1 protein-coding gene is annotated in these 1,627 nt (G+C 33.4%); it reads right to left on the bottom strand.

The genetic code is table 11. From position 1 onward, the window contains the following. Positions 1-167: 167 nt before the first annotated feature. Positions 168-1,064 carry a hypothetical protein gene (locus A5868_RS06730; RefSeq protein ID WP_140404336.1) on the bottom strand — a complete coding sequence of 299 codons (897 nt, stop codon included), beginning with the start codon at positions 1,062-1,064 and terminating at the stop codon, positions 168-170. Positions 1,065-1,627: the final 563 nt, after the last annotated feature.

Genomic DNA, 1,627 nt, shown 5'->3' with positions numbered 1-1,627 from the left:
AATCTGTGCAGATGGACTTTGCTTTACAAATTCCCTGTCTCTTATACACATCTAGATGTGTATAAGAGACAGCCCTTTTATCGTCTCTTCACCATCCTTGCCTTGAATATAATAATCAAATCCTGTATTTTTAGGATTTTCAGGTACACTGTCTAGAATAATACTTTTCAATTTACCTTTCTTATCTCGGTTGATTTTTTTGATATTAACAGTTTACCCAAATCAGATTTTTCTGTACCTAAATACCCTGGCAAACTCCAAAAATCTTCTGAATAAGTAGGATCCATCATCTTAACACTACCTGAGAAACTTAATAATCCTTCAGGGTTATTTAACCCTGCTGCAGCTGTATTAGCTGAAATATCAGATTTCTTAGTATGAAGTAGATACTCCCAGTCTTGCCATGCTTTAATTGGTGTTCCTAAAAGTTTCATTTCATTTAGTACTTCTTTTTCAATCTCATTTAATCCCTTATAAATATCTCCACCGCCAGGTTTCACTGCATCACTAATTTGTTCTGCTTTATCAATCAATACAAAACCAGCAAATGCTCTAATAAAAGAGTTATTAGGAATTGCGTTTAACGACCCCGGCACATATGGAACTGCCCCGTCCCATATATCATTAGTTTTTTCTGAAGCTCCAATTGTTTGATAAGAACCACCACTTCCGCCGTAAATATAACCGTAAATATGCTTTTCTGTTTTATAGTATTCTCTAGCGACTTCTCTTGAAAATGCAGCTGCTGCAGCATCTACTTCATAACCTCCTCCTCCATTAGTTTGTACAGTGTATGCACCATTTTTGCATCCAAATTCAACTCTTTCCGTTGAAGCGTTTTCATCAAATGTCGGATAAGCTATTTGAAAAAATCTACCTTCCCAGTTATCTGGTTCAGGAAAATAGAAATTAAACTTCTTTTCTGTTCCTTCAAAGTGTCCTGAGATTTTGTGATGAGGTACAGGTTCATTAATATCTTCTTGATTGTCTATCACTGGGTTATTATAATCCGAAACATTTTTTTCTTCTGCATAAACGTCGGCTTTTGAAATTAAACCTATCAACAATAAACTAATAATAAGAAATGGTACCTTAAACCTTCTTTTTTTAATACCTGTCTCTTATACACATCTAGATGTGTATAAGAGACAGTTAAAAAAGAGATTAACTGTAGAGAACGAGAATTCAAATCTTTTAAAAAAAATCCATCACTCGTATGATTGGTATTTATTTGGGGAAATGAATTATAAAGGATCCATCTAATATGTAGGTAGAAACACCTATTAACCCTAGTTTTCCATTAGAAAGTCTTAGTGAACACGCTCAGCTTTTGAGCATTAAGACTAGAATTTTATTCAGCAACTAAGAAACACAGGTTTTCCCTTTGATACTGAAAAATTCCTAATTGGTGCTTCTCAGACTTATCAAAGTTTTTGCTTAAATTAGTTCGTTAAGTCGGGCATCGCTAAAGCTATTAATTCAATATTCTCAATTGTAAAAATTTAAAGCAAAACCGTAAATGAACTTTTCTTCTGACTGGTATGCCCTTTTACCATTGTATCAATAATATTAAATAATTCAGAAAAAGATCCAATTATGAATCACTCTTGACAAGCTCTTTAATGAA

The organism is Enterococcus sp. 12F9_DIV0723 (assembly GCF_002174375.1).
Classification (GTDB): domain Bacteria; phylum Bacillota; class Bacilli; order Lactobacillales; family Enterococcaceae; genus Enterococcus_A; species Enterococcus_A gilvus.
Note: the sequence above shows the minus strand (reverse complement) of the source record. Positions and strands in the feature narration are given on the sequence as shown.